This is a genomic window from Citrobacter sp. 506 (assembly GCF_050434985.1).
Lineage (GTDB): Bacteria > Pseudomonadota > Gammaproteobacteria > Enterobacterales > Enterobacteriaceae > Citrobacter > Citrobacter braakii.
In genome coordinates this window covers 1,494,680-1,520,392 of the sequence record NZ_JBNDJN010000001.1, presented here as the reverse complement: position 1 = coordinate 1,520,392, position 25,713 = coordinate 1,494,680, and the positions used below count along the sequence as shown (strand labels likewise).

Genomic DNA, 25,713 nt, shown 5'->3' with positions numbered 1-25,713 from the left:
CCTTAAGTTTTATAGGGTTAAACACTGAATGCTGGTGCGAGCAGCGGCTTGCGGGTACAGCCTGGCGACGTTTGCCAGTAGCGGGAGCAGGCCATTTGAATCGCGGTAATACTCAAACTGATTCGGTAACAAAATTCTTTTACCCTGGTCGTCCAGCTCCCGGTATTTGAGCCAGCTATGGATATCGAACTGGCTGGCGCGAGAGAGCCATCCCCCTGAACCGACGACTTTGCGTACGGTGGTGAGATCGCGACCCATCTGTAAATCCACGTTACCCACGCAGGTGCAAACCTGCTTTTTAGTGCCCGCGTGGCGCTCAGCGGCATAGCCCACGCACAAACCTGCCAGCAGGGTGTCGAAATATTTCTCCTCCTCGCTGAGCGGCAGGTAATCCGGTTGCCCAACCAGATGACGCAGGTAGCGGTAAAATGCTTCCTCGCGCTGCGGTTGTTGGGCGAAGATGACTTTCACCATATCCTGCGTGCTTTCTCCCACCACGACGGCGGAAACGCGCATTCCCAGGTCGCCTTCAACGGTACGTTTGACGAACGGTTCAGGAACACCATGCAGGACGGTATCGGGGGAGAGGGTATTCGCGCTGGCCGAATAGACATCCGTGGTGGCTCCGCCCATATCAATCAGCATGAATTCCTTCCATGCGCTGTCGTAATCGCTAATGGCTTTGACTAACTCATATACCGTCCATGGCGTCGGCATTGGCTCTTCACCGGTTTCGCCGACGATGACGTCCAGACCTTTACCTTTGACAATGCGTGACAAGAACACATCGCAAATCGCCTGGCGCGCGGCAAACGGATTCGGGTGATCGAGGTCAGGCAGAATGTTGTCTACCGTGGTCAGATCTTTGTGTCCCAGAATCGTTTGTATTTCGTCCTGAATGTCCCGGTTTCCGGCGTAGATAATGGCGCAATCAAGCGTTGAGCCTGCCAGCGCGTGCGCATTCGCCAGGCCGTAGCTTTCTTCGCCACCGTCTGTACCGCCGGTAAACAACAGAATGTCTGGCGGTGATGATTCCAGCTCCTGGATGTCATGCCGGTTCAGTTTGTACGAATAATATTGCGCGATTTTCGCTCCTGCCGAATGGGCGGTAACTTTTGCTGATTCCAGCGTAATGGAAGGCACCAGCCCCATTGCTGCAACGGCGAGTCCACCTTTGGCCGAGGAGGAGTATTTCAACTGCACTTCACCACTTTTCAGTAACGGGCGAGCATCGGCAACGTTCAGCACCTGATTCAGGCTGGCAAAAAAACCGTCTGCCAGATGATGTGTGGTGGTTGGGGTCAGGACATGGTTTACCAGGGTTAATTCCTCGCCTTCATGGGCGAAGAGGGCAGCCTTGGTCCATGTCGAGCCGATATCGACAGAAACTGTTTGCATCAGATAGCCTCTTCCAGGCAACGCTGCTCGAGGCCATTGTGTTGGCGAATATCATTGGTGATAAGCGCGCAGACATCTTCCAGGTCGTGGCTCGGTGCGAAGACGCGGTTAAAACCCATCTCCTTAAACTTCACTTCCACATCGCCGAAGTCATGTTTACCGACAACCAGGTTGCCACCGACGTACAGCAGAATGTCGCCGAGGCCGCGTTCGATGCAGCGCTCACGTAACCCGAGGCAGTCAATGTCGCCATGACCGTAGATAGAGGACACCACGATGGCATCGGCGCCTGTTTCAATCGCGGCATCAATATATTCATCCTGGCTCACCATCACCCCGAGGTTGATTACGTGAAAATCATGAGCAGTAAAAACGCGATCCAGAACTTTATTACCTACTGCATGGCAGTCAGCACCGATGACGCCAATAACAAGTGTAGATTTCTTCATGGGTAATCCTCTGTAGGGCTGATGGTCAATAAGTGAAAATTATTTTCTAATATTTAGAACATGGCTTGTGACAACCTCTTAATAGGGTCGGAGTTTCTGTGTAAGCGGAAAAGGAAGCAATTGATCTATTTTCAAAATATCCTGCGCAAAATGATTGTTATATTTTTTATTTGTAAAAATCCTTGTTTATCAGGTGGTTGGGTTTTGTTTTTGCGGCTTTTTGTAATTTACCAGGAAAATGACGAATAAATGACTTGCCATGTTTGTGATCGAAATCTTATTTTGTTGTGCGCCTCATTTATGCGTCATTTTTTATAATTTAAAAAATTACCTTTACTAAATAACTTGTGAACGGGATAACGGTTTTTTATTTTTTAATCTTATATGACATAATTATATTTTGTTAAATTTAAGATAAAAATGATAATGAATTGTTTGTGGCATATTTAAACGTTGCCACATAAGAGAAAAAGAGAAGTGAGTGATAACTTTCAGTGATGCTTTAAGCGATTCGCCTGCGCTGTGCTGAGGACGTCAAACCCAATGCGTCTGTCAATGAGGGACGCTTTCGCTTCCATTTGAGATAGTTACATCTTGGTGTTAATTATAAGTAAAATTTAAATGAATAATTTGTATGAAATAACAATTCCATGACTTGCTAAACAAAAAACTGTGAGCTACCCGGCAATAGTGACTCTTTATCTGCTGGCAATTTTGTCAGTCGGGCGGGTTAAAAGATCGTGTAGATTTAAATAAATATCCTATCATTTGTAGTAACGGCAATTACTCATTGAAAAACATACTGTTAACATGGCGTTCACTAGTCGCCTGACTGTTAAACACTATTAACATTAAATTTGAAAATTGATTTAAATCAATGTTTAAAACTTGGTAAACAGCCTCAAAAGAGGTTAAATTGCTGCAGATCAAATTGGTCTGAAAGTGATAAATTAGCTATAAATTGATCACTATCGAAAAATGCAAATTTACCTCGATAAAAACCTGTTTATTGTAAGGATTTTACGGCGTAATATAATTGCGGGATCAATTTGAGTGTTTTATTAACATGTTTGTAACCTTTCATCATTGTCCTTTCTTCAAATGAGAAGAAAGAGCAGCGGCGGAGGGAAGCAGATAAATTTGTATTGGGGCATGCGTGTGACCCTTTCTAACGGGGTTCACTCTCGGAGTCTTCATGCGATGAGCAAGGAGTCATGATGTTAGATATAGTCGAACTGTCGCGCTTACAGTTTGCCTTGACCGCGATGTACCACTTCCTGTTTGTGCCACTGACGCTAGGTATGGCGTTCTTGCTGGCCATCATGGAAACGGTCTACGTCCTTTCCGGCAAACAGATTTATAAAGATATGACCAAGTTCTGGGGCAAGTTGTTTGGTATCAACTTCGCTCTGGGTGTGGCAACCGGTCTGACCATGGAGTTCCAGTTCGGGACTAACTGGTCTTACTACTCCCACTATGTAGGGGATATTTTCGGTGCGCCGCTGGCGATCGAAGGTTTGATGGCCTTCTTCCTCGAATCCACCTTTGTAGGTCTGTTCTTCTTCGGCTGGGACCGTTTGGGTAAAGTCCAGCATATGTGCGTCACCTGGCTGGTGGCCCTGGGTTCTAACCTGTCCGCACTGTGGATTCTGGTTGCGAACGGCTGGATGCAAAACCCAATCGCTGCGGATTTCAACTTTGAAACCATGCGCATGGAGATGCTGAGCTTCTCTGAACTGGTGCTCAACCCGGTAGCACAGGTGAAATTTGTTCACACTGTGGCATCTGGTTATGTTTGTGGCGCGATGTTCGTTCTGGGGATCAGCTCCTACTATATGCTGCGCGGTCGTGACTTCGCGTTTGCTAAACGTTCTTTTGCAATCGCCGCCAGCTTTGGTATGGCTGCTATTCTGTCTGTTATCGTTCTGGGTGATGAATCCGGTTACGAAATGGGCGACGTGCAGAAAACCAAACTCGCTGCTATTGAAGCAGAATGGGAAACGCAGCCTGCACCGGCTTCCTTTACCCTGTTCGGTATTCCGGACCAGGATGCGCAGGAAAACCATTTTGCGATTCAAATTCCTTATGCGCTGGGCATCATTGCCACCCGCTCTGTTGATACACCGGTCATTGGTCTGAAAGACCTGATGGTGCAGCACGAAGAGCGCATCCGTAACGGGATGAAAGCGTATCAACTGCTGGAAGAACTGCGTGCGGGTACTACCGATCAGGCCGTTCGTGACCAGTTCAACAGCATGAAGAAAGACCTGGGTTATGGTCTGCTGCTGAAACGCTATACGGATAACGTCACCGACGCGACCGAAGCGCAAATTCAGCAGGCAACGAAAGATTCTATTCCTCGCGTTGCGCCGCTGTACTTCGCTTTCCGTATTATGGTGGCGTGCGGCATTCTGATGCTGGCAATCATCGCAGTGTCCTTCTGGACCGTGATTCGTAACCGTATCGGTGAGAAAAAATGGCTGCTGCGCACCGCGCTGTATGCGATTCCTCTGCCGTGGATTGCCATTGAATCCGGTTGGTTTGTTGCAGAGTACGGCCGCCAACCGTGGGCGATTGGTGAAGTGTTACCAACAGCCGTAGCGAACTCTTCGCTGACCGCTGGCGACCTCATCTTCTCGATGCTGTTGATTTGCGGCCTGTATACCCTGTTCCTGGTGGCTGAACTGTATCTGATGTTCAAGTTCGCACGCCTTGGGCCGAGTAGCCTGAAAACCGGTCGTTATCACTACGAGCAGTCCACTGTGACTTCTCAGCCGGCACGCTAAGACAGGAGTCGTCAAATGATCGATTATGAAGTATTGCGTTTTATCTGGTGGCTGCTGGTTGGCATTCTGCTGATTGGTTTCGCGGTCACTGATGGCTTCGACATGGGGGTGGGCATGCTCACCCGTTTCCTCGGTCGTAATGATACCGAGCGTCGAATTATGATTAACTCCATCGCCCCGCACTGGGACGGTAACCAGGTTTGGCTCATCACCGCGGGTGGCGCACTGTTCGCTGCCTGGCCGATGGTGTATGCCGCTGCGTTCTCCGGTTTCTATGTGGCGATGATCCTGGTACTGGCGTCTTTGTTCTTCCGTCCGGTCGGTTTTGATTACCGCTCTAAGATTGAAGACATGCGCTGGCGCAACATGTGGGACTGGGGCATCTTCATTGGTAGCTTCGTTCCACCGCTGGTTATTGGCGTGGCGTTCGGCAACCTGCTGCAAGGGGTTCCGTTCCACGTAGACGACTACATGCGTTTGTACTACACCGGTAACTTCTTCCAGTTGCTGAATCCGTTTGGTCTGCTGGCGGGTGTCGTGAGTGTTGGGATGATCATCACCCAGGGCGCGACCTATCTGCAGATGCGTACGGTAGGTGAACTGCATCTGCGTGCGCGTGCAACGTCGCAGGTTGCGGCACTGGTCACTATGGTCTGCTTCGCGCTGGCTGGTGTGTGGGTGATTTACGGTATTGACGGTTATGTTGTGACCTCAGCACTGGATCATCATGCCGCCTCTAACCCGCTGACCAAAGAAGTGGCTCGCGTGGCTGGCGCATGGATGGTGAACTTTAACAATGCACCTATCCTGTGGCTGGTTCCTGCACTGGGCGTAGTTCTGCCGCTGTTGACCATCCTGACTTCTCGTATGGAGAAAGGGGCATGGGCGTTCGTCTTCTCTTCACTGACGTTAGCCTGCATCATCCTGACGGCTGGTATCGCAATGTTCCCGTTTGTGATGCCATCCAGCACCATGATGAACGCAAGTCTGACCATGTGGGATGCAACGTCCAGCCAGCTGACGCTGAATCTGATGACGTATGTAGCTTGTGTGTTCGTTCCGATCATTCTGCTGTACACCGGCTGGTGTTACTGGAAGATGTTCGGTCGCATCACCAAAGAAGATATTGAAAGCAACACCCACTCTCTGTACTAAGTAAGGAGCTTAAAATGTGGTATTTCGCATGGATTTTGGGAACGCTTCTTGCCTGTGCATTTGGGATAATCACAGCGCTGGCGCTTGAGCACGTTGAATCAGGCAAAGCCGGACAAGAAGATAGCTGATGACCAACATTATCGCGATGCAGTATAACGCGATGGATAAGCGCCCCTTGCGGGCGCTTTCCTTTGTGCTGGCAATCGTGTTGGCTGGCTGCATATTCTGGGATCCGTCACGTTTCGCGGCCAAAACCAGTGAGCTGGAAATCTGGCATGGTCTCCTGCTGATGTGGGCGGTCTGCGCAGGCATCATTCACGGCGTTGGTTTTCGTCCACGCGCCGTACACTGGCAGGGCATTTTCTGCCCGCTAATCGCGGATATCGTCCTGGTTGTTGGTCTGATTTTCTTCTTCTTTTGAATAAGAAACATCCTTAAATATTTATGGGCTTGCATAAGCCCATAAATTTTTACTCTCCGTTTACTTTCCCCCATTCCAAACCACCATTCCCGCGCGTATAGTAGCGAAGTTTGAAAGCATTAACCTAAGGTTGTGCCCTGGAGTTGTGTGCGGTGGCGACACTGGACCATCAGGACGCAACTTAATTGCATTACCGGGATGTAAAGTGAATACAGCGCGATATACAACGACATTCTTGAAGCATCGCGGCGGCAAGAACGCGAGTCACCAGGCGCTTACAAAGTTAAGCGACCGGTGTGAGTGGGCGAAGCCAACAAAGAGGCAGTAAGAATGAACAAGTATATGTTTCGATGGCCGGTTCGTGTCTACTATGAAGACACCGATGCCGGTGGGGTGGTATACCACGCCAGCTACGTCGCTTTTTACGAAAGAGCACGCACAGAAATGCTGCGTCATCATCACTTCAGTCAGCAGGTCCTGTTGGCCGAACGTGTAGCCTTTGTGGTGCGCAAGATGACGCTGGAGTATTTTGCGCCTGCCCGGCTCGACGATATGCTCGAAGTCCAAACCGAAATTACGTCAATGCGTGGCACCTCATTGGTTTTCACGCAACGCATTGTCAACGCAGAGAACACCGTGCTGAATGAAGCCGAAGTTCTGATTGTTTGCGTTGATCCACTCAAAATGAAGCCTCGTGCGCTTCCCAAGTCTATTGTCGCGGAGTTTAAGCAGTGACTGACATGAATATCCTTGATTTGTTCCTGAAGGCAAGCCTTCTGGTTAAACTTATCATGTTGATTTTGATTGGTTTCTCAATCGCATCCTGGGCCATTATTATCCAGCGGACCCGTATTCTTAATGCGGCTTCACGTGAAGCTGAAGCATTTGAAGACAAGTTCTGGTCCGGCATTGAATTGTCGCGCCTGTATCAGGAAAGCCAGGGGCGTCGTGATAATCTGGTGGGTTCGGAACAAATTTTCTACAGCGGATTCAAAGAGTTTGCGCGTCTGCATCGGGCGAATAGTCATGCGCCGGAAGCGGTCGTTGAGGGGGCATCCCGTGCGATGCGTATCTCGATGAACCGTGAACTGGAAACGCTGGAAACGCATATTCCATTCCTCGGCACCGTAGGCTCTATCAGCCCGTATATCGGTCTGTTCGGTACCGTTTGGGGGATCATGCACGCATTTATCGCGTTAGGCGCGGTAAAACAGGCAACGCTGCAAATGGTCGCACCGGGTATCGCGGAAGCGTTGATTGCAACGGCTATCGGTCTGTTTGCGGCAATCCCGGCGGTTATGGCTTACAACCGACTGAATCAGCGCGTGAACAAGCTGGAACTGAATTACGACAACTTTATGGAAGAGTTCACCGCGATTCTGCACCGCCAGGCGTTTACCGTTAGCGAGAGCAACAAGGGGTAAGCCATGGCCAGAACGCGTGGACGAGGTCGTCGCGAACTCAAGTCCGAAATCAATATTGTACCGCTGCTCGACGTACTACTGGTGCTGTTGCTGATCTTTATGGCAACCGCGCCGATTATTACGCAGAGTGTGGAAGTCGACCTGCCGGATGCGACCGAATCGCAAGCTGTCAGCAGTAACGACGAACCGCCGGTCATTATTGAAGTTTCCGGGATAGGGCAATACAGCGTGGTCGTTGAGAAAGATCGTATGGATCAACTGCCGCCGGAGCAGGTTATCGCGGAAGCGAAAAGTCGCCTGCAGACCAATCCGAAAACGGTCTTTTTAATCGGTGGTGCGAAAGACGTGCCTTATGATGAAATAATTAAAGCGCTGAACTTGTTACACAGTGCAGGCGTAAAATCGGTTGGCTTGATGACGCAGCCAATCTGATGACTGCGTTTTGCTGGCTTGAAAGATAGCGCGTAACAGGCGAACAGTTTTTTGGGAACCGAGAGTGTCAAAGGCAACCGAACAAAACGACAAGCTCAAAAGGGCGATAATTATTTCAGCTGTGCTGCATGTCATTTTATTTGCAGCGCTGATCTGGAGTTCGTTCGATGAGCACATTGATGCTTCAGCCGGCGGCGGTGGCGGTTCGTCCATCGACGCCGTTATGGTCGATCCTGGCGCCGTTGTGCAACAGTACGACAGGCAGCAGCAACAGCAGGCAAGTGCTAAACGTGCAGAAGAGCAGCGTGAAAAACAGGCGCAGCAGCAAGCTGAGGAACTTCGCGAGAAGCAGGCGGCCGAGCAAGAGCGACTGAAGCAACTTGAAAAAGAACGTTTAGCCGCGCAGGAAAAAGTGCGCGAACAGGCGGAACAGCAGAAACAGGCCGAAGCCGCCGCCGCGAAAGCGCAAGAGCAACAGAAACAGGCTGAAGAAGCTGCGGCGAAGGCTGCTGCAGACGCGAAGGCCAAAGCTGATGCTCAGGCGAAACAAGCGGCAGATGCCGCGAAGAAAGCCGCTGCGGACGCACAGAAAAAAGCAGAGGCTGAAGCCGCTAAAGCCGCCGCTGATGCGAAGAAAATTGCCGAAGCACAAGCTGCTAAGGCTGCCGCAGACGCTGCGAAGAAAGCTCAGGCTGAAGCCGCTAAGCAAGCAGCAGCCGAGAAAGCTGCTGCAGAGAAAGCAGAAAAAGCCGCTGCCGCGAAAGCTGCCGCTGCTGAAAAGGCTGCGGCTGATAAGAAAGCCGCAGCGGAAAAAGCAGCAGCAGATAAAAAAGCTGCAGCCGAGAAAGCCGCTGCCGATAAGAAAGCTGCGGCAGATAAAGCGGCGGCTGCGAAAAAGGCTGCGGCCGAAAAAGCAGCTGCAGCCTCTGGCGTTGACGACTTGTTAGGCGACTTAAGCTCCGGTAAGAATGCACCGAAATCGGGTGGTGGAGCGAAAGGAAACGGTCAACCGGCGAAAGATAGTGGTACAAGTGGTGCAAATGGCGGTGCATCTGGCGCTGATATCAGTGCTTACGCATCTCAAATTCGTAATGCGATCCAGAGCCGTCTGTATGGTGCCGATTTGTATGCGGGTAAATCTTGCGTATTACATATCAAGTTAGCACCCGATGGTCTGTTACTGGATGTGACCGAAGAGGGCGGAGATCCGGCATTGTGCCAGGCTGCGCTGACGGCTGCGAAAACAGCCAGAATTCCTAAACCGCCTAGCCAGGCTGTTTATGAAAAAGTAAAAGATGCCAAGCTGGACTTTAAACTGTAATAACGTCCCTGAGAATTCAGGGGAAACGGTCTAAGGTTGAGACAGCGTTCTGGTAGTTTTGTGTATTTGAGTTTGTTAACATTCTGCTAAATTATCGTGGGCTTTCCGTCCAGATAAGGGAGATATGATGAAGCAGGCATTACGAGTAGCATTTGGTTTTCTGATGCTGTGGGCAGCGGTGCTGCACGCAGAAGTACGTATCGAGATCACCCAGGGGGTGGACTCGGCACGCCCGATTGGTGTTGTCCCCTTCCAGTGGGCAGGGCCGGGTGCTGCACCTGAAGATATCGGTGGTATCGTAGGCGCTGACCTGCGTAACAGCGGTAAATTTAATCCGTTAGACCGTTCTCGCCTGCCGCAGCAGCCGGGTACCGCACAGGAAGTTCAACCTGCCGCATGGTCTGCGCTGGGTATTGATGCCGTGGTAGTAGGTCAGGTTACGCCTAATCCGGATGGTTCCTACAGCGTTGCTTATCAACTGGTAGATACCGGTGGCGCACCGGGTACCGTACTGGCACAGAATACCTATAAAGTGAACAAGCAGTGGTTGCGTTACGCGGGCCATACTGCAAGTGACGAAGTGTTTGAAAAACTGACCGGTATTAAAGGTGCATTCCGTACCCGTATCGCTTATGTTGTTCAGACGAACGGTGGCCAGTTCCCGTACGAATTACGTGTATCCGACTATGATGGCTACAACCAGTTCGTGGTACACCGTTCTCCGCAGCCGCTGATGTCTCCGGCATGGTCTCCGGACGGTTCAAAGCTGGCATACGTCACTTTCGAAAGCGGTCGTTCTGCGCTGGTTATTCAGACGTTGTCTAATGGCGCGGTTCGTCAGGTAGCGTCGTTCCCACGTCACAACGGTGCACCTGCGTTTTCTCCGGATGGCAGCAAACTGGCGTTTGCCCTGTCTAAAACCGGTAGCCTGAACCTGTATGTCATGGACATTGGTTCCGGTCAGATCCGTCAGGTGACGGATGGTCGCAGCAACAACACGGAACCTACCTGGTTCCCGGACAGCCAAAACCTGGCCTTTACCTCTGACCAGGCCGGTCGTCCGCAGGTATATAAAGTTAACGTCAACGGCGGTGCTCCGCAGCGTATTACCTGGGAAGGTTCGCAAAACCAGGATGCGGATGTGAGCAGCGACGGTAAGTTTATGGTAATGGTAAGCTCAGCCAATGGTCAGCAGCACATTGCCAAACAAGATCTGGTAGCGGGTGGCGTACAAGTCCTGTCGTCAACGTTCCTGGATGAAACGCCAAGTCTGGCACCTAACGGCACTATGGTAATCTACAGCTCTTCTCAGGGGATGGGATCCGTGCTGAATTTGGTTTCTACAGATGGGCGTTTCAAAGCGCGTCTTCCGGCAACTGATGGTCAGGTTAAATTCCCTGCCTGGTCGCCGTATCTGTGATAATAAATAATTGATTAATAAAGGAATCATTGAAATGCAACTGAACAAAGTGCTGAAAGGGCTGATGATTGCTCTGCCTGTTATGGCTATTGCAGCGTGTTCTTCTAACAAGAACGCCAGCAATGACGGCAGCGAAGGCATGCTGGGTGCCGGCACTGGTATGGATGCAAACGGCAGCGGCAACATGTCTTCTGAAGAGCAAGCGCGTCTTCAGATGCAACAGCTGCAGCAGAACAACATCGTTTACTTCGATCTGGACAAGTACGATATCCGTTCTGACTTCGCTGCAATGCTGGATGCTCACGCTAACTTCCTGCGTAGCAACCCGTCTTACAAAGTCACCGTAGAAGGTCATGCGGACGAACGTGGTACTCCTGAGTACAACATCTCCCTGGGTGAGCGTCGTGCGAACGCCGTTAAGATGTACCTGCAGGGTAAAGGCGTTTCTGCTGACCAGATCTCCATCGTTTCTTACGGTAAAGAAAAACCTGCAGTACTGGGTCATGACGAAGCGGCTTACGCCAAAAACCGTCGCGCCGTACTGGTTTACTAAGAGAATTGCATGAGCAGTAACTTCAGACATCACCTGTTGAGTCTGTCGTTACTGGTTGGCATAGCGGCCCCCTGGGCCGCTTTTGCACAGGCGCCAATCAGTAGTGTCGGCTCAGGCTCGGTCGAAGACCGTGTCACTCAACTCGAGCGTATTTCTAACGCTCACAGTCAGCTTTTAACCCAACTCCAGCAACAACTCTCCGATAATCAGTCCGATATCGATTCCCTGCGTGGTCAAATTCAGGAAAATCAATATCAGCTGAATCAGGTTGTTGAGCGACAGAAGCAGATATTGCTGCAGATGAATAATCTTGGCAGCGGTAGTGCGCCTGCGGCACAGTCTACAGGTGGCGATCAGAGTGGGGCGGCAACCCCTGCACCTGATGCGGGAGCTGCAGCAACGTCAGGGGCTCCCGTGCAAACTGGCGATGCGAATACCGATTACAATGCAGCGATTGCTCTGGTGCAGGATAAATCCCGCCAGGATGACGCGATTGAAGCATTCCAGAACTTCATCAAAAAGTACCCGGACTCTACTTACCTGCCCAATGCGAATTACTGGCTGGGTCAGTTGAATTACAACAAGGGTAAAAAAGATGATGCTGCGTTCTATTTTGCTTCGGTAGTTAAAAACTTCCCAAAATCACCTAAGGCTGCAGACGCGATGTATAAAGTCGGCGTCATCATGCAGGACAAAGGTGACACAGCAAAAGCTAAAGCGGTTTATCAGCAGGTTATCACTAAATATCCTGGCACTGATGGCGCGAAACAAGCGCAAAAACGCCTTGGCGCGATGTAATGACCACCATGCGACCAGAAATCGTGTTATTTCTGGTCGTGTCGTGTGATTCCTAAGCAGTTGAGTTATTTACATCGAAATTTTTGTTGCGCTAAAATCTGAAATCAGTAATATATGCCGCCGTTGCCAAGGGATATCAAACAGCCCGAAAGCGGCGAAAAAAGTGGGGCGTTAGCTCAGTTGGTAGAGCAGTTGACTTTTAATCAATTGGTCGCAGGTTCGAATCCTGCACGCCCCACCACTTAATGCAGTATCCAGCGTAGTATCGGGTGATTAGCTCAGCTGGGAGAGCACCTCCCTTACAAGGAGGGGGTCGGCGGTTCGATCCCGTCATCACCCACCACTCGGGGCGTTAGCTCAGTTGGTAGAGCAGTTGACTTTTAATCAATTGGTCGCAGGTTCGAATCCTGCACGCCCCACCAACTTTAACATTGTACTCAGGTGTTAAACGTGAAGGATAACGTTGCTTTAGCAACGGCCCGTTAGGGCGAGACGAAGTCGAGTCATCCTGCACGCCGCCATATCAATTGTTATATTGGTGTCGAGTAAAGAATTTTTCAGGTGACATCCGAGCGGGTCGTTAGCTCAGTTGGTAGAGCAGTTGACTTTTAATCAATTGGTCGCAGGTTCGAATCCTGCACGACCCACCATCCTGGATAATTGAAGTAGTAAACCCCATACGGGGGCGTTAGCTCAGTTGGTAGAGCAGTTGACTTTTAATCAATTGGTCGCAGGTTCGAATCCTGCACGCCCCACCAGTGTAAAAAGGCGCCCTAAAGGCGCCTTTTTGCTATCTGCGATTTATAAGATTGCCTGATGTCCTTTGCTTATCAGTCTACAGACGACACTACTCGCGTTGGCCGGATAAGACGTCAGACGCCATCCGGCATTCATCACACGCAATTATTGTGACTTTTCTGCGCCAATCCGCTATCTTGTTTAGCATACAAAACAAATCAAACCGAATATGGCGTGCGTCACGCTTTTAATCGGTTATTTCGTTAAGCCAGTGAAACGAGAAAGCAAGATGAGCGTGATGTTTGATCCAGAAGCAGCAATTTATCCGTTTCCGCCGAAGCCAGTACCGCTAAGTGTGGATGAAAAGCAATTTTATCGTGAAAAAATCAAGCGCCTGCTGAAAGAGCGTGATGCCGTTATGGTCGCGCATTATTACACCGATCCTGAAATTCAGCAGTTAGCGGAAGAGACCGGGGGCTGTATTTCTGATTCTCTGGAGATGGCGCGGTTCGGTGCAAAGCATTCTGCCTCTACGCTGCTGGTTGCGGGCGTGAGGTTTATGGGAGAAACAGCCAAAATTCTCAGCCCGGAAAAGACCATCCTGATGCCGACCTTACAGGCGGAATGTTCATTAGATCTGGGCTGTCCGATTGACGCGTTCAGCGCATTTTGCGACGCGCATCCGGATCGTACCGTGGTGGTTTACGCCAATACCTCTGCTGCCGTTAAAGCACGTGCGGACTGGGTCGTGACTTCCAGTATCGCGGTTGAACTTATTGAACATCTTGATAGTTTAGGTGAAAAAATCATCTGGGCTCCGGACAGACATCTGGGCAACTACGTGCAAAAACAGACCGGCGCAGACGTGCTCTGTTGGCAGGGGGCCTGTATCGTCCACGACGAGTTTAAAACCCAGGCTTTAACACGCATGAAAGGGCTTTACCCTGATGCCGCGGTGCTGGTGCACCCGGAGTCCCCTCAGTCTATCGTTGATATGGCAGATGCGGTTGGCTCAACCAGCCAGCTCATCAACGCGGCTAAATCGTTACCGCATAAGCAGTTGATTGTGGCGACTGACCGGGGCATTTTTTACAAAATGCAGCAGGCCGTTCCGGATAAAGAGCTGCTTGAAGCTCCGACGGCTGGCGAGGGGGCAACCTGTCGCAGCTGTGCGCATTGTCCGTGGATGGCGATGAATGGCCTGAAAGCGATTGCTGAGGGCCTGGAACATGGCGGCGCGGCTCATGAGATACATGTTGAGGACTCGCTGAGAGAAGGGGCGCTGTTGCCGTTAAACCGTATGTTGGAATTTGCGGCTACACTTCGAGCGTAATTATTTATTTTTGCTCTGGGGGAAAAGATGGACTTTTTTAGCACGCAGAACATTCTGGTACATATTCCTATTGGCGCGGGTGGTTACGATTTGTCGTGGATCGAAGCCGTGGGAACGATCGCCGGGTTGCTGTGTATTGGCCTGGCGAGCCTTGAGAAAATCAGCAATTACTTCTTCGGTCTGATAAACGTCACGCTGTTTGCAATTATCTTCTTTCAGATCCAGCTCTATGCCAGCTTGTTGCTGCAAGTTTTCTTCTTTGCCGCAAATATCTACGGCTGGTATGCCTGGTCCCGGCAAACCAACCAGCATGAAGCGGAACTGAAAATTCGCTGGCTACCGCTTCCAAAAGCGATCGGCTGGCTGGCGGCTTGCGTGGTGGCGATCGGCCTGATGTCGATCTATATCGATCCGGTCTTTGCGTTCCTGACAGGCATTGCAGTGAATATTATGCAGGCATTGGGATTACATGTTGTTGTGCCTGAACTACAACCCGATGCATTCCCGTTCTGGGACTCCTGCATGATGGTGCTGTCGATTGCGGCGATGATCCTGATGACGCGCAAATACGTTGAAAACTGGCTGCTGTGGGTGATCATTAACGTCATTAGCGTGGTGATCTTCGCCCTGCAAGGCGTATATGCCATGTCGCTGGAATATATGATCCTGACGGTTATCGCCCTGAACGGTAGCAGGATGTGGATTAACAGCGCGCGTGAGCGGGGTTCCCACGCGCTTTCTCATTAATGGTGATGATGTGAATGGCCGGACACGCCCTGATACAGGTGACAGTCCGGCCCATTGCACGGCTGATACTCCATCTGGATTGTGGCGTGTTCAATCTGGTAGTGATGGATAAGGAAATGCTGAATACGCTCCAGCAACGCATCGTGATCGTGTGGCGGGATCACCTGAACATGCAGCGTCATTACCGGTTTTTCGCCCACCATCCAGACATGGACATGGTGAACGTTGCGGACTTCAGGAATATCCCGGCTGAGATGGCGCTGCAGTGCGGCGATATCCAGCGTCAGCGGGGCACCTTCCAGTAATTCATTAACGCTATCTTTAAGCAATCGCCAGGCGCTACGCAGCACCAGCACGGAAACCAGAATCGAGAGAATTGGGTCCGCGGGCGTCCAGCCCGTCCAGATAATAATCAGCGCAGCGATGATTGCCCCGACCGAGCCGAGTAAATCGCCCATCACATGCAGCGCCGCGGCGCGGACGTTCAGATTTTTCTCTTCACTGCCGCGATGTAAAACCCAAAAAGCGAGCACGTTGGCCAGTAGACCCGCGACAGCAATAACCATCATCATACCGCCAGCCACGGGGCGAGGTGTCTGGAAGCGCTCAATCGCCTCCCAGACGATTAAAATGGTGATAACGACCAATGCGATGGCATTAACAAATGCGGCCAGCGTCGTGAGCCTCAGCCAGCCGAAGGTGTGTCGTATTGTGGGCGGGCGACGGGAAAACCGGACGGCCAGCAGCGCGAAAAGCAGCGCCGCAGCATCCGTAAGCATATGCCCGGCGTCGGCCAGCAAGGCCAGTGAACCAGAAAGTATTCCACCCACCACTTCAACCAACATAAATCCGGCTGTAATGCAGAATGCGAACATCAGTCGGCGGGCATTATTGTCCTTGGGTTGCTCAGAGGAAGTATGAGTATGTGCGTGCGCCATTATGCCATCCCTTTGTTATTCTCATCTTTACTGTATGCCATCATACCGTTTTTGGGATGATAAAATTAAAAAGGAGAGCTATTGCTCTCCCGTTATTAGCTTTAATTTCAGCGTTACTGCGTGGTGCCATCAGTTTTTGTGTCAACATCATTGTTGATGCCGTTTCCGGTCTCAACCTTCTTATTCACATCAGGGCAGCGACCGTCCTTACACATCGTGTTTTTGTGCATCTCATCTTTGGTCATCCCTTCATGGTTCATTGATGAACCGTCTGGGTGCAGCATTGTGCCACCTGAATTCACGTTACTGTTGTCGACATTATTTGGCGCCACGTTTTCGCGGGCGTCTGGGGCGACTTGTCCTGCATCAGCCGAGGAATTTGCCTGACCGTTATTGGACTGCGCGTTGCTTTCAGCAGCCAGTGCCGCGCCGCTGGCGAGGCTGAGTGTAGCGGTAAGGAAGAGTGAAGCCAGCTTTGTCATATGCATAATATGCTCCTGTTAAGGTCGATATGTCGGATAACGTCTTCCAACAGTGCATGTGCCAGTTACATCATTAATATGTGGTTAATCGTTTTGCTATGGAAATTAAAACCAGCATAGAATCTTGAAATCTATGAAAATTAAAGCTGTTACAGTTAGAAATTGTAGTTTGGATCTCGTTTTTCGCTACTTTATTGCGTTTTTTTGGCCAATTCCAGGATTAATCCGTCCAAAGTGTAAAACCCCGTTTACACTTTATGACTGAAGATATAGATTGGAGGGATTGCATTCATTTATATAAGTATGGCAACGCTGGAATAATCATGAATTATCAGAACGACGATTTACGCATTAAAGAGATCAACGAGTTATTACCACCAGTCGCACTGCTGGAAAAATTCCCCGCTACTGAAAATGCCGCTAATACGGTGGCTCATGCCCGTAAGGCGATTCATAAAATTCTGAAAGGGAGCGACGATCGCCTTCTGGTGGTGATTGGGCCGTGCTCTATTCATGATCCGGCAGCAGCCAAAGAGTATGCCACTCGTCTGCTGGCGCTGCGCGAAGCGTTAAAAGGTGAGCTTGAAATCGTCATGCGCGTCTATTTTGAAAAACCGCGTACCACCGTTGGCTGGAAAGGGCTTATCAACGACCCGCACATGGACAACAGCTTCCAGATCAATGATGGGCTGCGCATTGCGCGTAAACTGCTGCTGGATATCAACGACAGCGGATTGCCGACAGCGGGTGAATTCCTCGATATGATCACCCCACAATATCTCGCCGATCTGATGAGCTGGGGCGCGATTGGGGCACGTACAACAGAATCTCAGGTGCACCGCGAGCTGGCATCGGGTCTGTCCTGCCCGGTTGGTTTTAAAAACGGTACCGATGGCACCATCAAAGTGGCGATTGATGCAATCAACGCTGCAGGGGCACCGCACTGCTTCCTGTCTGTCACCAAATGGGGGCATTCAGCGATCGTGAATACCAGTGGTAATGGCGATTGCCATATCATTCTGCGCGGTGGCAAAGAGCCGAACTACAGCGCCCAGCACGTTGCGGACGTGAAAGAAGGTCTGGTCAAAGCAGGACTCTCTGCGCAAGTGATGATCGACTTCAGCCATGCCAACTCCAGCAAGCAGTTCAAAAAGCAGATGGATGTTGCGAAGGATGTTTGCGGACAAGTCGCCGGTGGCGAAAAAGCAATTATTGGCGTGATGATCGAAAGCCATTTGGTGGAAGGTAATCAGAATCCAGATAGCGGTGAGCCGCTGACCTACGGTAAGAGTATCACCGACGCCTGCATTGGCTGGGAAGATACCGATGCGGTGTTGCGTCAACTGGCGGATGCGGTAAAAGCGCGTCGCGGTTAACCAAGTCCCCTGGGCCTGAGAAGCGTAGCGCCATCAGGCATTCCGTTGCAGACTGCCGGATGGGGCGATGTCTTATTTGGCCTACATTTTCTGGTCGTGTCGAAATAAAAAAAGCGTGGAGAAATCCACGCTTTGTCTTTAACTTACCGCGAAAATTACTTCGCTTTACCCTGGTTCGCAACGGCCGCCGCTTTTGCTGCGATCTCGTCAGCGTTACCCAGATAGTAGTGTTTGATCGGCTTGAAGTTTTCGTCGAACTCATACACCAGCGGTACGCCGGTCGGGATGTTCAGTTCAAGGATCTCATCTTCGCCCATGTTATCCAGGTATTTAACCAGCGCACGCAGAGAGTTACCGTGAGCGGCGATAATTACGCGCTCACCGCTTTTCATGCGCGGCAGAATGGTTTCATTCCAGTAAGGGATAACGCGATCGATGGTCAGCGCCAGGCTTTCGGTAACCGGTAATTCTTTGTCGGTCAGCTTCGCGTAACGCGGATCGTGACCCGGGTAACGCTCGTCGTCTTTGGTCAGTTCCGGCGGGGTAACCGCAAAGCCGCGACGCCACTGCTTAACCTGCTCATCACCGTATTTTTCCGCGGTTTCTGCTTTGTTCAAACCCTGCAGCGCACCGTAATGGCGTTCGTTCAGTTTCCAGGATTTCTCAACCGGCAGCCAGGCCTGATCCAGTTCGTCCAGTACGTTCCACAGGGTGTGGATGGCACGTTTCAGCACAGAGGTATAAGCAAAATCGAAGCTGTAGCCTTCCTCTTTCAGCAGTTTTCCTGCCGCTTTTGCTTCGCCCACGCCTTTCTCGGACAGATCAACATCATACCAACCGGTAAAACGGTTTTCGTTGTTCCACTGACTTTCACCGTGACGTACCAGAACCAGCTTAGTTACAGCCATACATTCACTCCTATAAATCATATCGAATGATAATAATTCTCATTATATTGCCGTAATCCGTCAGCGGCAATGCTTATCCTTATACAATAGCGAAAATTAGTCATTAATGTAAGAAACATGTAAATGAGAGGTTGTTTAGGGAGAGCAAGGTGAGTGACTGAACACCCGAGAGTAAAGGGGCGAGATTTTCAGTGAATGCAGAGCCTGAAAATTGTTCAAAATGTGAAAATCCTCATACCAAAAAGTCAATCAAACGGAATTCAAGTACCTTACTCATTACTGCCTTTGAATGTCTTCAAGTATGCTATTCATAATTTCTGAGTAAATGTTCGAACGATTAATTTTCCGTCAAAGAATTTCACAATAATTCATTTCCTTATCAGATTTCATATTTGAGGATATTTATCATGTCAGGTGCAATAAGCTCTCTGGAAAGGGTGATCTTACCTGTTGCCGTAAAACTGGGAAAACAGGTACATGTCAATGCCATTAAAAATGGCTTTATCAGGTTAATGCCTTTAACGCTGGTTGGGGCAATGTTTGTTCTTATTAACAATGTGCTACTTAATTTTGGTGAAGGATCATTCTTCTGGTCAATGGGGGTGCGGCTGGATGGAGGAACAATTGCTTCTCTGGAACAATTAAAAGTCATTGGTGGCAGCGTTTATAACGGCACGCTGGGGATAATGTCATTAATGACACCATTTTTTATTGGTATGGCACTTGCTGAAGAGCGTAAAGTCGATGCTCTGGCCGCTGGCTTATTATCAATCGCGTCTTTTATGACCGTAACACCATTTACCGTAGAGCAGGCGAGTGCCATTGGCGCAAACTGGCTTGGCGGCGCGAATATTATCTCAGGGATTGTAATAGGTCTGGTCGTTGCTGAGATGTTTGCTTTTATTATCCGCCGTCAATGGGTTATCAAGCTACCCGATAGCGTACCGGAGTCAGTCTCTCGTTCATTTACTGCTTTGCTCCCCGGTTTCATCATTCTTTTAATTATGGGGCTCATATCATGGGGGCTTTCTCTGGCGGGTACCCATTTCCACCAGGTGATTATTAATTCGATCTCCACTCCACTGGCGTCACTTGGCAGTATTGTGGGATGGGCATATGTCATATTTAATTCATTACTCTGGTTTTTCGGCGTGCACGGAGGCCTGGCGCTAACTGCGCTGAATAGCGGTATCCTCGGTCCGTGGGGAATGGAAAACATGGAGACCTACACCCATTTTGGTTCTGTCGATGCAGCACTGGCCGCGGGTAAAAGCTTCCACTTTTGGACAGGCCCAATGCTGGAATCGTATGTTTACCTTGGGGGAACGGGAGCGACGCTTGGTCTGATTGTTGCCATTTTTATTGCCTCGCGCCGTGCGGATTATCGTCAGGTGGCCAAAATGGCGCTGCCGTCGGGACTCTTTAATATTAACGAGCCTATTTTGTTTGGCTTGCCAATCATTATGAATCCAGTGTTGATGATCCCCTTTGTGCTTATTCAGCCAATCCTGGCGGGAATCACCCTGCTGGTGTATTCATTAGGTATTATCCCTCCATCCACAAACTTTGCACCGTGGACGATGCCGCCTGGACTGGGAGCATTTTTCAATTCAAATGGTAGTGTTGCTGCTTTGATTATGGCATTAGTGAATCTTGCCATGGCAACGATAATTTATCTGCCATTTGTTGTGATTGCTAATAAAGCGCAAAACGTTATTGATGAGGAAGAGAGCGAGGAAGATATCGCTAATGCTTTGAAGTTTTAATGAGGAACTACCATGGAAATTAACACCGTTCATGAAAATCAGTTTTTAAAGGGTAAGGATTTTTACTTCTTTATCCTTGATAAAACGGAGAGTATTAGTGGATTACACCAGCATGATTATTATGAGTTTACCCTTGTGCTGACCGGAAGTTGTTGTCAGGAGATTAATGGTAAACACGTTATAATGGAGCGTGGTGATTTTGTGTTTATTCCTGTGGGGTCATATCATCAAACTTTTTATGATTACGGTGTTACTCGCATTTTAAATATGGGAGTCAGTAAGTGCTATTTTGATGAACATTATTTGAATATGCTGCCCTCATGTTTTGTGGCATCACAACGTTATACGATGTCAAATGCATTTTTGACCTGCATAGAATCTACATTATCAACGTTGGGCGTACATCAGAGCGAGTGCGATGAATTCAATAAATTACTTACTTTTTATATCGTCAATCGGCTACAGCATTATGAAGACAATCCACGGTCAGATTCCGTGCCCGGCTGGTTATCTCAACTGATAAGAGAAATGCACAAAAAATCAATGTTTGCAGATCAGGCATTAAATAACATGGTCAGACTCTCCGGAAAAACCCAATCGTATCTTACGCGTGCAACAAATCGTTATTACCAGAAAACACCTGGGCAAATAATTAATGATATTCGTATTGATTATTGTAAGAAGCAGTTGGAGACAACTAATTTTTCTGTGACGGATATTGCTTTTGAAGCAGGTTTCAGTAGCCCAGGGATTTTTATTAATAATTTTAAAAAATTGACATCATTTACGCCGGGTAATTATCGCAGGCAGTTGGTCAACACCAATCATTAGCACTTTTGGTATCAGGCGCTAGTGAGTTAAGTAAATAACAACAGATTGCAGGAGACTGCTTTCAGGAGTCGAAATGAAAAAATTAAAAGTAGTCACCATTGGGGGAGGCAGTAGCTATACTCCGGAATTGCTCGATGGATTTATTAAGCGCTATCACGAGTTACCTGTCAGCGAGTTATGGCTGGTGGATGTTGAAGAAGGTCAAGCCAAACTCGATATCATTTTCGCGTTATGCCAGCGTATGGTGGCGAAGGCGGGCGTGCCGATGACCATCCATAAAAGTCTTAACCGGCAGGAAGCGTTACAAAATGCGGATTTTGTTACTACACAATTTCGAGTTGGGCAGCTAAAGGCACGTGAACAGGATGAGCGTATACCGTTGTCACAGGGGTATCTGGGGCAAGAGACCAATGGTGCCGGTGGGCTATTCAAGGGGCTACGTACAATACCTGTTATTTTAGATATTGTGCAAGATGTACAGAATATTTGTCCTCAGGCCTGGATTATTAACTTTACCAACCCTGCAGGAATGGTAACAGAAGCTGTATATCGCTATACCGATTTTAAACGTTTTATTGGTGTCTGCAATGTCCCGATAGGAATGCGGATGTTGTTAGAAGATCTATTGGCGTTAACCAAACAAGATGACGTTTCTCTTGATCTGTTTGGGTTGAATCATTTGGTTTTCATTCGTGATGTTTGGGTAAATGGGCAATCACGTTTTGCTGAGGTAATGGAACGGGTTGCTTCGGGAACGATTGGCGGCAGTTCAGTCAAAAATATTTATAGTCTACCGTTTAGTGAAGGTTTGTTGCGTTCACTTAATTTACTACCGTGTTCATATCTTCTCTATTATTTCAAACATAAAGAGATGTTGGCGATAGAAATAGGTGAGTATTACAAAGGTAACGTTCGCGCACAGATAGTTCAGAAGTTGGAAAAACAGCTATTTGAAATCTATAAAAATCCTCAGTTGGATACTAAACCTGCGGAACTTGAAGCCCGTGGGGGAGCTTACTATTCAGATGCGGCTTGCGAAGTAATTAATGCTATTTATAACGATAAGCAAACTGAACATTATATTAATGTACCGCATCATGGACATATTGATAATATCCCAGCGGATTGGGCTGTAGAAATGACCTGTTTGCTGGGTAAGCATGGCGCTACACCGCACCCGCGTATTACGCATTTTGATGAGAAAGTACTGGGGTTGATCCACACCATAAAAGCGTTTGAAATCGCTGCTTCACATGCTTCCCTGAGCGGTCAGTTTAACGACATTTTGCTGGCGTTGAATCTCAATCCATTGGTGAATTCAGACCTGGGCGCTGAAGTTTTGGCGCGGGAAATGCTGCTGGCTAATCAACAGTATTTGCCCCAGTTTGCTGATGCTTTTCACTTATTCCTGCAACCAGACAATCAACCAAAGGACCAGCGACATGATGAAATTATTGATTGTTAATGCCGATGATTTTGGACTAAGCCCGGGGGTAAATTACGGCATTATTGAGGCACATCGCCATGGCTTAGTTACCTCAACGACAGCAATGATGAATGCCGGGGGTATCGAACATGCGGCGGAGATCAGCGCTGATTATCCCTTGCTAGGTGTTGGTTTACATTTTGTTCTCAGTTATGGCAGGCCACTGTCCGCGATGCCTTCCCTGGTGAGAGAAGGTCATTTAGGGAAATGGGTGTGGGAGGTAGCAAAACAGGGCTCACTGGCGGATGAGGATATTGTGGCTGAATTACACCAGCAGTTTGACCGCTTTGTCTCGCTTTTTGGGCGTCAGCCAACCCATATTGATAGCCATCATCATGTCCATTTTATTCCTCAGGTCTGGCAGCATGTGTCAGATTTTGCACGTAAAAAAGGCGTACCAGTACGCCTCGACTGGCAGGCGATCCGGCAGCAAAATATCCCGGTACAAGGGGTAAGCGGAGTTGAACGCTTTATCAATGATTTTTATGCTGAAAATGTCTCTGATCGCTTCGTTCTTGAAGCGCTAAGACGGGCAACACTGGGTGATGAACAATCTGTCGAGCTGATGTGTCATCCTGCTTTTATCGACAAAACAGGGATGGCCAGCAGTTATTGTTTTCCGCGACTGGATGAACTGGAGGTACTGACTTCGCCTGCACTGCAACGTGCAGTGGTGGAGTTGGGATTCCGGCTGGGAACCTATCGCGATCTGTGATGAATTACCCGGCGGTTTACATCGCCGGGCATTTTACATTGAGGACGACATCAGGCTGGAATAAACTGATATTCCGTCACGCTGGCATACTCTTCACCCGGACGCAGGAAGCAATCCGCCTGTGGCCACTCAGGGTGGTTCGGGCTGTCCGGCAGAAATTCACTTTCCAGCGCCAGGCCTTGCCAGTCTTCGTAGGCCTCTGGCCCGCGGGAAGGCGTACCACCGAGGAAGTTACCGGAGTAAAACTGCAATGCCGGGGCCGAGGTGTAGACCACCATCTGCAGTTTTTCATCCTGTGACCACAACTGAGCGACCGGCGTACGCGCGTTGCCCTGTGCCTGAAGCAGGAAGGCGTGATCGTAACCTTTCACCTTGCGCTGATCGTCATCGGCCAGAAATTCGCTACTGATGATTTTAGGGGTGCGGAAATCGAACGTGCTACCGGCGACGGATTTCAGTCCATCATGCGGGATACCCATTTCGTCAACCGGTAAGTACTCGTCCGCCAGAATTTGCAGCTTATGCTGACGCACATCCGTTTTATCGCCGTCGAGGTTAAAATAGACGTGATTCGTCAGATTCACCGGGCAGGGTTTATCGACCGTGGCACGATAAGTTATCGAAATACGATTATCATCAGTCAGGCGATACTGCGCGGTGGCGCAAAGATGGCCTGGGAAGCCCTGATCGCCATCGTCAGACGTTAAGGCGAACAGCACCTGACGGTCATTCTGATTGACTATCTGCCAGCGACGTTTGTCGAAACCGTCCGGCCCGCCGTGCAGTTGGTTATTGCCCTGACTCGGCAGTAATTCAACGGTTTCGCCAGCAAAGGTATAGCGGCTGTTGGCGATACGGTTCGCGTAGCGGCCAATCGAAGCCCCCAGAAATGCAGCCTGTTCCGGGTATTGTTCCGGGCTGGCGCAGCCGAGTAATGCTTCGCGCACGCTACCATCGCTAAGCGGAATACGCGCAGAGAGCAGGGTAGCCCCCCAGTCCATGAGCGTGACTACCATCCCTGCGTCATTGCGCAGGGTGAGCAGGCGAAACGGTTGACCGTCCGGAGCCTGCACGGGGATTTCGTTTAACATTGTCCGGCTCCTTGTGAAGGTTTGCAGACGTAGAATGTTTCTTTAATACCGGTTTTTGCCTCGTACTGTGCGGCGACAGCCTGCTGAACGGCAGGAACCAAATCTTGCGGGATCAGCGCCACGATGCAGCCGCCGAAGCCGCCGCCGGTCATCCGCACACCGCCTTTATCACCGATGGTCGCTTTGACAATCTCTACCAGCGTATCAATTTGCGGCACCGTGATTTCAAAGTCATCGCGCATTGAGGCGTGAGATTCCGCCATCAGCTGGCCCATGCGCAGCAGGTCGCCTTTTTCCAGTGCCTGTGCGGCTTCAACGGTACGCGCATTTTCCGTGATGACGTGGCGCACGCGTTTGGCAACAATCGGATCCAGCTCGTGGGCGACAGCGTTAAACGCTTCGAGGCTGACATCACGCAGCGCTGGCTGCTGGAAGAAACGCGCGCCGGTTTCACACTGTTCGCGACGGGTGTTGTATTCGCTGCCGACCAGCGTGCGTTTAAAGTTGCTGTTGATGATCACCACCGCTACGCCCTCAGGCATAGAAACGGCTTTGGTGCCCAGCGTACGGCAGTCGATCAGCAGCGCATGATCTTTCTTGCCAAGTGCGGAGATCAGCTGATCCATGATGCCGCAGTTACAACCGACAAACTGGTTTTCAGCTTCCTGGCCATTCAGGGCAATCTGCGCGCCGTCGAGCGGCAGATGATAGAGCTGCTGGAATACCGTACCAACAGCGACTTCCAGTGAGGCAGAAGAGCTTAAGCCCGCACCCTGCGGAACGTTACCGCTGATCACCAGATCCGCGCCGCCAAAGGCGTTATTGCGCTTTTGCAGATGTTTTACCACGCCACGCACGTAGTTTGACCACTGCTGGCTGTCGTGGGCGATAATTGGCGCATCGAGAGAGAACTCATCAACCTGATTGTCGTAATCAGCGGCGATGACGCGTACTTTTCGATCGTCGCGTGCCGCGCAGCTGATGACGGTTTGATAGTCGATGGCGCAGGGCAGAACGAAGCCGTCGTTATAATCGGTATGTTCGCCGATCAGGTTTACACGACCCGGTGCCTGAATAGTATGGGTGGCGGGGTAGCCAAACGTTTCTGTAAACAGAGATTGTGTTTTTTCTTTCAGACTCATTAT

The 25,713-nt window shown here is 49.8% G+C and carries 25 protein-coding genes and 5 tRNA genes; 23 read left to right on the top strand and 7 right to left on the bottom strand.

Annotated features, from left to right (window positions below):
• Window positions 1-9 precede the first annotated feature (9 nt).
• Together glmL and glmS are read right to left on the bottom strand one after the other, a co-directional pair.
• Window positions 10-1,398 carry a methylaspartate mutase accessory protein GlmL gene (gene glmL, locus ABIE10_RS07555; RefSeq protein ID WP_047497777.1) on the bottom strand — a complete coding sequence of 463 codons (1,389 nt, stop codon included), beginning with the start codon at window positions 1,396-1,398 and terminating at the stop codon, window positions 10-12.
• Window positions 1,398-1,847: a methylaspartate mutase subunit S gene (glmS, locus tag ABIE10_RS07550; protein ID WP_016152308.1), complete on the bottom strand. Its 450-nt coding sequence runs from the start codon at window positions 1,845-1,847 to the stop codon at window positions 1,398-1,400. The genes glmL and glmS overlap by 1 nt, the downstream gene beginning before the upstream one ends.
• 1,217 nt (window positions 1,848-3,064) lie before the next feature.
• Between glmS and cydA the strand changes: the two genes are divergently transcribed.
• The 18 genes from cydA (at window position 3,065) to pnuC (ending at window position 14,975) form a co-directional block, all read left to right on the top strand.
• Window positions 3,065-4,633, top strand: a complete 1,569-nt coding sequence (gene cydA, locus ABIE10_RS07545) for a cytochrome ubiquinol oxidase subunit I (RefSeq protein WP_016152309.1) — start codon at window positions 3,065-3,067, stop codon at window positions 4,631-4,633.
• Between the two features lie 15 nt (window positions 4,634-4,648).
• A complete protein-coding gene (gene cydB, locus ABIE10_RS07540) occupies window positions 4,649-5,788 on the top strand; it encodes a cytochrome d ubiquinol oxidase subunit II (protein WP_016152310.1) in 1,140 nt (379 codons plus the stop codon).
• A 14-nt stretch (window positions 5,789-5,802) separates the two neighbouring features.
• Complete coding sequence (gene cydX / locus ABIE10_RS07535) at window positions 5,803-5,916, top strand: cytochrome bd-I oxidase subunit CydX (protein WP_003022970.1); 114 nt, start codon at window positions 5,803-5,805, stop codon at window positions 5,914-5,916.
• On the top strand, window positions 5,916-6,209 hold the full coding sequence (gene ybgE, locus ABIE10_RS07530) for a cyd operon protein YbgE (protein WP_016152311.1): 294 nt from the start codon (window positions 5,916-5,918) through the stop codon (window positions 6,207-6,209). Before cydX ends, ybgE begins: the two co-directional genes overlap by 1 nt.
• A gap of 330 nt (window positions 6,210-6,539) precedes the next feature.
• On the top strand, window positions 6,540-6,944 hold the full coding sequence (ybgC, locus tag ABIE10_RS07525; RefSeq protein WP_003831439.1) for a tol-pal system-associated acyl-CoA thioesterase: 405 nt from the start codon (window positions 6,540-6,542) through the stop codon (window positions 6,942-6,944).
• Entirely contained in the window at window positions 6,941-7,633 is a 693-nt protein-coding gene (gene tolQ, locus ABIE10_RS07520) for a Tol-Pal system protein TolQ (RefSeq protein WP_016152312.1), read from the top strand. Before ybgC ends, tolQ begins: the two co-directional genes overlap by 4 nt.
• Before the next feature lie 3 nt (window positions 7,634-7,636).
• Complete coding sequence (gene tolR, locus ABIE10_RS07515; protein WP_003022978.1) at window positions 7,637-8,065, top strand: colicin uptake protein TolR; 429 nt, start codon at window positions 7,637-7,639, stop codon at window positions 8,063-8,065.
• 64 nt (window positions 8,066-8,129) lie between these two features.
• On the top strand, window positions 8,130-9,386 hold the full coding sequence (gene tolA / locus ABIE10_RS07510; RefSeq protein ID WP_016152313.1) for a cell envelope integrity protein TolA: 1,257 nt from the start codon (window positions 8,130-8,132) through the stop codon (window positions 9,384-9,386).
• Between the two features lie 127 nt (window positions 9,387-9,513).
• Window positions 9,514-10,806 carry a Tol-Pal system beta propeller repeat protein TolB gene (tolB, locus tag ABIE10_RS07505; protein WP_003022981.1) on the top strand — a complete coding sequence of 431 codons (1,293 nt, stop codon included), beginning with the start codon at window positions 9,514-9,516 and terminating at the stop codon, window positions 10,804-10,806.
• A 34-nt stretch (window positions 10,807-10,840) separates the two neighbouring features.
• Window positions 10,841-11,359, top strand: a complete 519-nt coding sequence (gene pal / locus ABIE10_RS07500) for a peptidoglycan-associated lipoprotein Pal (RefSeq protein WP_003022983.1) — start codon at window positions 10,841-10,843, stop codon at window positions 11,357-11,359.
• A 9-nt stretch (window positions 11,360-11,368) separates the two neighbouring features.
• Window positions 11,369-12,157, top strand: a complete 789-nt coding sequence (gene cpoB / locus ABIE10_RS07495) for a cell division protein CpoB (protein ID WP_016156016.1) — start codon at window positions 11,369-11,371, stop codon at window positions 12,155-12,157.
• 165 nt (window positions 12,158-12,322) lie between these two features.
• Window positions 12,323-12,398 (top strand) — tRNA-Lys (locus ABIE10_RS07490).
• Window positions 12,399-12,424: 26 nt separating this feature from the next.
• Window positions 12,425-12,500: transfer RNA gene (locus ABIE10_RS07485), tRNA-Val, on the top strand.
• Between the two features lie 3 nt (window positions 12,501-12,503).
• Window positions 12,504-12,579: transfer RNA gene (locus tag ABIE10_RS07480), tRNA-Lys, on the top strand.
• A 152-nt stretch (window positions 12,580-12,731) separates the two neighbouring features.
• Window positions 12,732-12,807 (top strand) — tRNA-Lys (locus tag ABIE10_RS07475).
• 32 nt (window positions 12,808-12,839) lie between these two features.
• Window positions 12,840-12,915: transfer RNA gene (locus tag ABIE10_RS07470), tRNA-Lys, on the top strand.
• Window positions 12,916-13,184: 269 nt separating this feature from the next.
• A complete protein-coding gene (gene nadA, locus ABIE10_RS07465) occupies window positions 13,185-14,228 on the top strand; it encodes a quinolinate synthase NadA (RefSeq protein WP_016152315.1) in 1,044 nt (347 codons plus the stop codon).
• 27 nt (window positions 14,229-14,255) lie between these two features.
• Window positions 14,256-14,975 (top strand): nicotinamide riboside transporter PnuC, encoded by a 720-nt coding sequence (pnuC, locus tag ABIE10_RS07460; protein WP_047497780.1) that lies wholly within the window; start codon window positions 14,256-14,258, stop codon window positions 14,973-14,975.
• Here pnuC and zitB read toward each other — a convergent pair.
• Together zitB and ABIE10_RS07450 are read right to left on the bottom strand one after the other, a co-directional pair.
• A complete protein-coding gene (zitB, locus tag ABIE10_RS07455; protein WP_019076308.1) occupies window positions 14,972-15,913 on the bottom strand; it encodes a CDF family zinc transporter ZitB in 942 nt (313 codons plus the stop codon). The genes pnuC and zitB overlap by 4 nt on opposite strands.
• A gap of 113 nt (window positions 15,914-16,026) precedes the next feature.
• Complete coding sequence (locus ABIE10_RS07450) at window positions 16,027-16,401, bottom strand: YbgS-like family protein (RefSeq protein WP_016152318.1); 375 nt, start codon at window positions 16,399-16,401, stop codon at window positions 16,027-16,029.
• Between the two features lie 317 nt (window positions 16,402-16,718).
• Between ABIE10_RS07450 and aroG the strand changes: the two genes are divergently transcribed.
• The gene (gene aroG / locus ABIE10_RS07445) at window positions 16,719-17,771 is read left to right on the top strand and encodes a 3-deoxy-7-phosphoheptulonate synthase AroG (protein ID WP_016152319.1); all 1,053 of its coding nucleotides are present in this window, start codon (window positions 16,719-16,721) and stop codon (window positions 17,769-17,771) included.
• A 155-nt stretch (window positions 17,772-17,926) separates the two neighbouring features.
• Here aroG and gpmA read toward each other — a convergent pair whose 3' ends face one another.
• Window positions 17,927-18,679: a 2,3-diphosphoglycerate-dependent phosphoglycerate mutase gene (gene gpmA, locus ABIE10_RS07440; protein WP_003022999.1), complete on the bottom strand. Its 753-nt coding sequence runs from the start codon at window positions 18,677-18,679 to the stop codon at window positions 17,927-17,929.
• Between the two features lie 407 nt (window positions 18,680-19,086).
• On the opposite strand from gpmA, the gene chbC reads away from it, so the two are divergent.
• The 4 genes from chbC to chbG all read left to right on the top strand — a co-directional run bounded on the left by chbC (window position 19,087) and on the right by chbG (window position 23,477).
• The gene (chbC, locus tag ABIE10_RS07435) at window positions 19,087-20,445 is read left to right on the top strand and encodes a PTS N,N'-diacetylchitobiose transporter subunit IIC (RefSeq protein WP_103766043.1); all 1,359 of its coding nucleotides are present in this window, start codon (window positions 19,087-19,089) and stop codon (window positions 20,443-20,445) included.
• 12 nt (window positions 20,446-20,457) lie between these two features.
• Complete coding sequence (gene chbR / locus ABIE10_RS07430) at window positions 20,458-21,276, top strand: transcriptional regulator ChbR (protein WP_047497788.1); 819 nt, start codon at window positions 20,458-20,460, stop codon at window positions 21,274-21,276.
• Window positions 21,277-21,349: 73 nt separating this feature from the next.
• Window positions 21,350-22,741 carry a 6-phospho-beta-glucosidase gene (locus tag ABIE10_RS07425; RefSeq protein WP_052137983.1) on the top strand — a complete coding sequence of 464 codons (1,392 nt, stop codon included), beginning with the start codon at window positions 21,350-21,352 and terminating at the stop codon, window positions 22,739-22,741.
• Window positions 22,719-23,477, top strand: a complete 759-nt coding sequence (gene chbG / locus ABIE10_RS07420; RefSeq protein ID WP_429155168.1) for a chitin disaccharide deacetylase — start codon at window positions 22,719-22,721, stop codon at window positions 23,475-23,477. The genes ABIE10_RS07425 and chbG overlap by 23 nt, the downstream gene beginning before the upstream one ends.
• A 50-nt stretch (window positions 23,478-23,527) precedes the next feature.
• On the opposite strand, the gene galM is transcribed toward chbG, so the two are convergent.
• Window positions 23,528-24,568 carry a galactose-1-epimerase gene (gene galM / locus ABIE10_RS07415; protein ID WP_019076309.1) on the bottom strand — a complete coding sequence of 347 codons (1,041 nt, stop codon included), beginning with the start codon at window positions 24,566-24,568 and terminating at the stop codon, window positions 23,528-23,530.
• The gene (galK, locus tag ABIE10_RS07410; protein WP_047359465.1) at window positions 24,562-25,710 is read right to left on the bottom strand and encodes a galactokinase; all 1,149 of its coding nucleotides are present in this window, start codon (window positions 25,708-25,710) and stop codon (window positions 24,562-24,564) included. The genes galM and galK overlap by 7 nt, the downstream gene beginning before the upstream one ends.
• Between the last annotated feature and the right edge of the window lie 3 nt (window positions 25,711-25,713).